4 protein-coding genes and 1 tRNA gene are annotated in these 7,950 nt (G+C 62.4%); 1 reads left to right on the top strand and 4 read right to left on the bottom strand.

The window, feature by feature from the left end:
* The first annotated feature begins 175 nt into the window (after positions 1-175).
* Positions 176-1,783, top strand: a complete 1,608-nt coding sequence (locus tag KKO72_RS08975; protein ID WP_214937471.1) for a DUF342 domain-containing protein — start codon at positions 176-178, stop codon at positions 1,781-1,783.
* A gap of 662 nt (positions 1,784-2,445) precedes the next feature.
* On the opposite strand, the gene KKO72_RS08980 is transcribed toward KKO72_RS08975, so the two are convergent.
* From KKO72_RS08980 to KKO72_RS08995, 4 genes are all read right to left on the bottom strand, one after another.
* Positions 2,446-2,742 carry a cupin domain-containing protein gene (locus KKO72_RS08980; RefSeq protein ID WP_214937473.1) on the bottom strand — a complete coding sequence of 99 codons (297 nt, stop codon included), beginning with the start codon at positions 2,740-2,742 and terminating at the stop codon, positions 2,446-2,448.
* Positions 2,743-3,059: 317 nt separating this feature from the next.
* Positions 3,060-4,826: a methyl-accepting chemotaxis protein gene (locus tag KKO72_RS08985; RefSeq protein WP_214937475.1), complete on the bottom strand. Its 1,767-nt coding sequence runs from the start codon at positions 4,824-4,826 to the stop codon at positions 3,060-3,062.
* Between the two features lie 301 nt (positions 4,827-5,127).
* Positions 5,128-5,202 (bottom strand) — tRNA-Arg (locus KKO72_RS08990).
* Positions 5,203-5,247: 45 nt separating this feature from the next.
* Positions 5,248-7,950, bottom strand: a 2,703-nt coding sequence (locus KKO72_RS08995) for a translocation/assembly module TamB domain-containing protein (RefSeq protein ID WP_214937478.1), incomplete at its 5' end; no start/stop codon positions are given.

Genomic DNA, 7,950 nt, shown 5'->3' on the forward strand with positions numbered 1-7,950 from the left:
CTTCCCAACTGGCGAGAGACCATCACCGAAGCGCGGCTGAGGGCCAGACTGTCTCCATGCCGTCTGTCATTTGTCAATTCCGGTCTGCTGTGACACCCCTAAACTCCGTCGCGTTGGAGGCCCTGTCGTTGGGGCTCTGGCCCCAGTACCCACAAAAAAAGGCGGATAGCGGATCATGAACCTGAATGGCATAACTCTGACCGAGTCCGATGGACGGGTGTTTCTGCACCACCAACCTGCAGCGGACCGCCCACCTGTGGATGCGACCATGCTCCACAGCCTGTTGCAGGAGGCCGGGTTTGGCCAATGCCTGCTCTACAAAGAGGTCATCGCAGCCAGCGCCGTCGATTGCAACACCCTGAAAACACCGTTTGTGGTGCAGGTGGCTGAGCGGCGTGATGCCTGTCTGGAGCTGGAGATTGCACCCGACGAGATGGTGGTGCAGGTCAGCCTGAGCCCCCCCCAGGGTGGCAAAGCCATCAGCCTGGAAGACATTCACGAGGCGCTCAAGGCGGCGGGGGTGGTGTTTGGCATCAACGAGGCCGCCTTGATCCACGCCTGTCGGGTTGGCCAGATCGCGCATTGGCCGGTGGCCAGTGGCGAGCCCGCCCAAGACGGCCAGGATGCTGCGTTTGATGCGCTGCTTGACCTGACAGCAGACCGTGCCCCCAAGCTCAACGACAGCGGCCTGATCGACTACCGCGAACACAGCGGCATTGTTGTGGTGCGCCCTGGCGAGCCGCTGATGCGGCGCACACCCGCCACCGACGGTGTGCCCGGCCACACCGTCAAGGGCCGGGAGTTGTCCCCGCGCCCGGGACTGGATCTGTCGTTTTCTTCGCAGCTGGAGGGTGCCAAACCCGCCAGTGCTGACCCCAACCTGCTGGAGGCGGCGGTGGCTGGGCAGCCGGTGCTGGTGGAGCACGGAGTTATTGTTGAGCCCGTGCTGCGTGTCGCCGAAGTCAACATGGCCAGCGGCAACATCCATTTTGAAGGCACGGTGCAGGTGGAAGGCGACGTGACCCACGGCATGAAGGTGCAGGCCAGCGGCGACATTGTGATCAATGGTGCGGTGGACGGTGCCATGCTGGAGGCCGGGGGCGACATCCATGTGGCGGGCGGCATCATTGCCAAGTCGCAGGTGCGGTCGCAGGGGGCAGTATCGGCACGGTTTGCGGAGGCCAGCAGCATCCACGCTGGCACCGTGATCTCGATCGATGACATGGCATTGGGCTGTGAGCTGGAGTCGCTCAACCAGATCGTCATTGGTGACAAACTGCCCCAGCGCGGTTGCCTGATGGGTGGCAGCGCCACCGCCATGATGCTGTTGCGGGTGCCCTTGCTGGGCTCCAACAAGGCCGGTATCACCGTGGTCAAACTCGGTGCCAATGCCAAGTTGCAAGCGCAGTTGCAGGCGCTGGACGAGCGCCTGCTCAAGGAAAAAGCCACCGAAGAAAACCTGCAAAAACTCGGCAAACATCTGGCCACCGCAGGTGACCCCAAAGGCATGCTGGAACGCGTCAAGGCCACCTGGCGCCAGGCGGTGCAGGCCTGGTCCAAGTCGCTCAACGAGCGCCGCGAGTTGGAGGAGCAGATGGCGGTGATGCTCAAGGCCCGAGTGGAGGTGGTGCAGGGTGTTGACGGTGCGGTGGACCTGTCGATCGGCAGCAAACTGGCGCGACTGCGCAAGGAATTCTCAGACGGTGTGTTTTTGGTTGACCCGGCGGAGGGACTGTTGTTCACCGATGCAGCGGGGCGGGCACAGGTGCTGGTGCCGGCTTGAGCGGTGGTTGCGGGCGGTCAGCGCGGTTGCATGGGCGGTTTGGTGTGCTTGGGCGCAGGCAGATTGGCGCTTCAGGTCGCTATGAAGATGGCCTGTGGCCTACCAAGCGGCTTGTGTAGGTCTGTTTAAGGCTGGTAGCGGCCATTCAAAACACTCCCAAGCAGCCGTTAGCGTATGAGTTACGTTGCATCTTGCCGGCAATCCTTTGGCGCAGTTCTGGCTCTACGAACCCTCAAGTATGCGACGGCCCACATACAAACCTGCGACAAAGCAACAACCAAGAGCATGCGGATGCCAACCGAGTAACTCTTGCCGGAAGCGCTTGGCGCAGCAGCCAGCAAAGTAATCACCATGAACAAAATTCCGAAGCCCCAAGCCCACCGCTGACCGCGAAAGTGGCGCAAACGCAGAACGGCACCCAATGACAGTGTTGCCCTTGGATTGGAGCCAAGCGTCTCGAACTCGAAGAGGAACGGGACGGTAGCAAAGAAGAGAACGATGAGTAAGCTGACGTTCATTTCAAGTGAGGTGGATATCGCTGCATTGTGACTGTCTGTGTGTGACCTGAACATCCCCCGAATGGGGGGTATTGCTGAACGTCAGCTCCCGCTGCGATGCGGGTGCCCGTTTAGTCTGAAAGTGGACTACACAAGCACGTGACTTTATCTATCAATAATGACCAAGGTGCCGTGGCTTCCCGCTGCTACACCATGCGCAATCCCCGCTGGAACAATAAAAACCTCACCAGCACGAACGGCAGTTATTGCACCTGCAATATCAAGGTTCATCTGCCCGTCAATCACCAAAAGGGCTTCATCAAAATCGTGCGCTTCATCCGGGTAAACGGAGCCGTCCATACGTAGCACTTTGACATTGGCACCTGCGGCTTGACCGATGATGGTTGACCGCCAAGTTGTTGCTAACTCTGCAGCCTGATTGGGTAGGTTGATACTTTTCATATGGCGTTAAATTCTAAGCATCGGGCTACAAAGAGCTCGTAAGAAGGCGAACGTACACCTTCCGCTGCATTTCAGTGACCCAACCCCAAGCACAGCTCAAGCTGATGTGTTCAGGGCGTGATGCATTTGCTCTCATAAAAAGAGTGAGTTACCCAATCAAAAAAAGGGCCTCAGGCCCTTTTGTTGATTGTTATGCCAGCTGGCACCCATCCTGGCCTGACACTTGGGGAAGCCCTCGTTCCAGCAGTTGAACGAGGGCAGGGCGCCATGGTCAGGCACCTTGCGTTTCTATGGCTGTGCCAGCCCCGCGCAGGGACTCAGAACGACTCCCAGTCTCCTTCAGCGCTGCCGCTGGCCTGTTGTGGTGCGGCGGGTTTGGGGGAGGGGGCAGGTAAGGGAGTCGGTTTGCCCGGTGCGCGTGCTGCAGTCCCTTGGGGCACACCTCCTACGCGTTTTTCGGGGCCTTTGACCGGGCTGGCTTTGAGGGGATGGGCGCGCACCGCCGCAGGGGCGGGTGTGCCAAGGCGCAGTCCATCCTGGGCGGTGAGTTTGAACACTGCCATGGTTTCGACCAGCTCTTGCGCCTGAGACTGCAGGCTGCTGGCGGCAGCCGCCATTTCTTCCACCAAAGCGGCGTTTTGCTGGGTGGCTTGGTCCATTTGTGTGACGGCTTCACCCACCTGGCTCACACCCTGGCTCTGTTCGGTGCTGGCGGCGCTGATCTCACCCATCAGGTCGGTCACCCGTTTGATTGAGTTCACCACTTCGGTCATGGTGATGCCTGCCTGGTCGACCAGGGCCGAGCCTTGTTCCACCCGCTCCACGCTGGCGCTGATCAAAGACTTGATTTCTTTGGCGGCTTCGGCGCTGCGCCCTGCCAGGCTGCGCACTTCAGAGGCGACCACAGCAAAACCGCGACCCTGTTCACCGGCGCGGGCTGCTTCCACAGCCGCGTTCAAAGCCAGGATGTTGGTCTGGAAGGCAATGCCGTCAATCACGCTGATGATGTCGCTGATCTTGCGGCTTGATTCGTTGATGCCCTTCATGGTTTCCACCACCTGGGCCACCACCTCGCCACCTTGCACCGCCACGGTGCTGGCGCTCATCGCCAACTGGTTGGCCTGGCGTGCGCTGTCGGCATTTTGTTTGACGGTGGAGCTCAACTCTTCCATGGAGGCGGCGGTTTCTTCCAGAGCGCTGGCTTGAGACTCGGTGCGTGCCGACAGGTCATGGTTGCCCGATGAAATCTCGGCCGAGGCGGTGGACACCCGTTCCGCACCCTGGCGTACCGAGGACACCACCCGCGTCAGGGAGGTTTGCATCTGCGACAAGGACTGCAACAAGGGGCTGAATTCATCACGTGCCAGGTCGTTCACCGCCACGGTGAAATCACCTTGGCTCACCCGGTCGGCTACCTGTTGCGACAAGCTCACCCGGCTGCGCAAGGTGCGGGCGATGTACCAGGAAAAGGCCAGCAGGCCCACAGCAATGGCGGCCACCAGCACCGCCAGGTAGATACGAATGTTGCTGGTGGCGACTCCGATGGCGTCCACCTCACGAGCCAGGATCTTGGCCTGTTCGGCGCGTGATTGACCGAGCCAGTCCTGCATCTTGCCGTAGGCCGGAATGGTCTTTTCAAGCAACATGGCCTGTGCCTCTGCGGCCTTGCCGTCTTTGAGCAACTGCATGTTGGCCTCTGCCACCGGCCAGGTCACCGCCTGTAATTGCAGCCAATCGCGCTGGAAGGCGTCCTTGCCTTCCTGAGTGGTGATCTCTTTCAGATAGTCAGCATCGTTCTTGGAGATTTGGGCCCGCTTGGACAGGATGTCCTGGATCGCTAGGTCGGTGTCTTTGGGGGTGTTCATCAAGAGCGCGTGGCGCATGGACGACATCACCTGCGTCACCCTCAGCTCTGTGCTGGCAATCAGTTCCAGCTGCAACACCTTCACGCCGCCGGCATTTTGGGCCATGTCGTGCACATTGGCCAGCTGAATCCAGGTGCTGACGGCTAGTGCCGTCAGCGCGGTGATGAGTGCAAGCGATACCAGGTAGAGGCGGCCACTGATACTTTGGAGTAAGTTCATGAAAAGTCCTGTTGTGACGGTGTCGGTTGAAGCTTGAGTCTGAGCGGGCTGCGTGGTGGTGAAAAAGGGCGATGTGCTGGGTGGTCTTGTCATTCCTCCGATGTAGGAATCAGCTTAACACTTTGCCTCTGGCAGCATCAGGCAGAAAGTCGACTAAAAAGCGGGTTCATTCACCCCGGATGTTGACTTGTTGTTAGCGCCGGGTCAGGCCGCAGTCGGCAGGCGGTGTGAGGGCATGGAGCTCTGCAAATGAGAGTGAACACCCCAATATATAAAAGGGCCAGAGGCCCTTTTTATTGGATGGTCCCGCCAGCAGGAATCGAACCTGCATCTAGCACTTAGGAGGCACTCGTTCTATCCATTGAACTATGGCGAGGGACGGGGGATTGTAAAGGCCGCAGCTGGGGCCTCTGGCGGTCGCTCAGTCGTAACTGCGCGTCCAGATCAGGTCGACCGCACTTTGTTCCCCAGTCTGGGCACGCAGCGTCAGGTAGCGGCTCAGGTCGTAGAAGATGTAGAACACCCCCATGGCGCCACCCAGGCTGCTCTCGTAGGCCACATAAAAGTCCTGCGACAGGCGTTTGCCCAAGGTGATTGACGCGGCACTGGCCGTGCTGCTGCTGTCGCTGCTCTCGCTGGCGCCGCGAAAACTCAGCTCGTCCAGGCCCAGCGCCTGGGTCAGTTGGTCAGAGAGGCTCTTGCCGTTGCCACCCAGCAGCGCTAGCGCGGCCTGTTGCATCAGTGCCGCCTCGGCACCACCGGCGCTGCCCGAGCGGCCCAGCACCAGCCAGGTCAGGGTTTCCACATCGGACAGGCTGGGGTCGGAATACAGCGACACCACGGGCGACTGTGCGGTGCCACTCACCTGCACCCCCACACGCTGGCTGAGTTTGGGGCGGATCGCCAGAATCGCGAGCGCCGGGTTGTCGATCGGGCCGTAGAAGTGGATCAGGCCGCGCTCAATCTGCAGGCGCTGGCCATAGGCCTGGTAGGTGCCGTTCACCGTGCGGATCTGCCCGGTGAGTGCTGGTGTGGCCGTGCCCACCGCAGTGAGCACCAGCTTGCCCGCCAGGCGTGCCTGCAGCCCACGCCCGCGCAACTGGAAGTCTGGCCCCAGGTCGAGGTTGACCAACACGTCGGGTGTGATCTGCACCCCGGCCGGGCTGCTGCTGGTGGGCGCCGCCGGGATGCTGCCGGGTGTGGTCGGGCGGCGCACCTTCACATCCTCGTCCAGCGTGGGGGTGCTGTCGTCGGGCAGGGTGATCAGCGCGCTGTCGGCGCTCAGACTGCCTCGCAGGAAGAGCTTGGCGTCTTTGAGTTCGGCCTGCAACTGGCCCGAGGCCACCAGCCGCCGGTCGGGGCGGCTGCTCAGGCGCAGCGCGCTGAGCTGGCCCTGCAGCGCCATTTGGACGCGCTGGCGGATGTTGGCCTGGCCCGCCTCAGGCAACCAGAGTACCGAGCCGGTGATGCTCAGGAGCCCACCCGCCGCCGCGTTCTGCGGTGTGCCCGCACCCCGCAGGGTGAAGTTCTGGATGTCGAGCTGCTGGCCATGTAAACGTGCATCGAGTGTGCCCTGGCTGAAGTCGATGCCGTCCACCGCCGAGCGCACCGCCAGGTCACGCGCACGCAGGCTGCCTTCCCACTGCGGTTGGCTGCGGGTGCCTTTCAGGTCGATGTGGCTGTCCACCGTGCCTCGCAGGCGCCAGCCCGGCGGCGCCAGGGCAGACCAGGCGTCCACCGGTGGCAGTTGTAGCTGCACACTGCCACCCAGCGGGGCGTCCAGCGGCCAACTCAGGCCGCTGCTGCCCGTTTTGAGCCGGGTGCTGAAGGCGGCCAGGGCCTTGCCCGCACGCTGGCTGTCCCAGCGCAAGGAGCCTGACAGTGCCTCACCATCCAGATTGACCTGAAGCCAGGCTTCCTGCATACCGGCAGGCAACGGCGTCGAGCGCCCGGCATCGGCCTGCAGGCGCACATCCCCCGCGCTGCGCTCCAGCGTGGCACGCAGGTGCAGGCTATCTGTTTGGGCTGCGTCCCAGCTGCCAGAGAGCAGCAGGTCGCTGCTGATGCCCAGATCGGCCATCGGCTGGGCCGTGAAAGCGTCCAGCCAGGCCAGCGGCAGGCCGTCGATGCGACCCTGGCTGTGCCATTGCGCCAGACGTTTGCCGCCTTTGCCCGGGGTCACGGGCTGGGACCACTGCAGCGGCTGCCAGCTGATGCCACCGGTGCCGGGCACCGGCCCGAGCAGGCGCACTGCGCCCGCTGACACCGTGAGGGTGTTGGTATTGGTGCCAGGCACCCAGCGCAGCGTGACCGCTTGTGCGGGACTGCTGCTGTTGGCCGCGTCGTTGCCAGCCCCTAGCTGCAAGCGCCAGGGTTGGGATTGCCCGGGCTGCTGCAGGCTGAGCGCCAGCTGTTGCAGGCTGGCCTGCCAACTGGCGTCTTTGGCGCGCCCGCCGATGGCCTGTAATTGCCAACGGGACTGTTGGGTGCCACGTGTAACTTGACCTTGGCTGCTGAGTTGTAATTGGCTGACTGGGCCGACCAGGTCCAGCTGGCCGTCGCGCAGCTGCAGGCTGGGTATGGCGGCGGCGGGCAACCAGTCGAGTTGCGGCGCGCGCAGGCTGGCGTTGAGCTGCATGGCCTGGCCGCCTTGTTGCCAGCCACCTTGCCAACGCGCAGACAGCGCTGCGCTGCCCCGCAGCTGGTTGCCGCCCAACTGGGCTTTGACCGGTGGAAAATGCGCCAGCCACTGGCTGGCTTGGGCCGCGTCTTGCACCTGAATCGATAGTGTTCCTAGTCCGTCTGACGAGGACACATGGCCATTTACCTCTGCTTTGAGGCCCGGCAGCTGCAGGCTCAGTTGGCCCTGGCTGGCCAGACTGCTGGTGTTGAGCTTGAGCTGGCCTTGTAGCTTGGCGGCCTGGGCGTCGAGCTGCAGGCTGTTCAGGGTCAGCAGCGGCGCGGCCCAGCTGCCCTGGGTGGTGAGTTGGCGCAACTGCAGGCTGTTCAGCAGGTCGGTGGGGGCTTTTGCTTTGGTTGTTGATGTCGTGTGTTGGGCGCTGGACTGCAACGCGGCCTCAAACACAAAGGCGGTGTCGGGGGCCGGGCTGGTGCTGCCTGGGGT

Source organism: Rhodoferax sp. U11-2br (genome assembly GCF_018619435.1).
In the GTDB taxonomy this organism is placed as follows: Bacteria; Pseudomonadota; Gammaproteobacteria; order Burkholderiales; family Burkholderiaceae_C; genus Rhodoferax.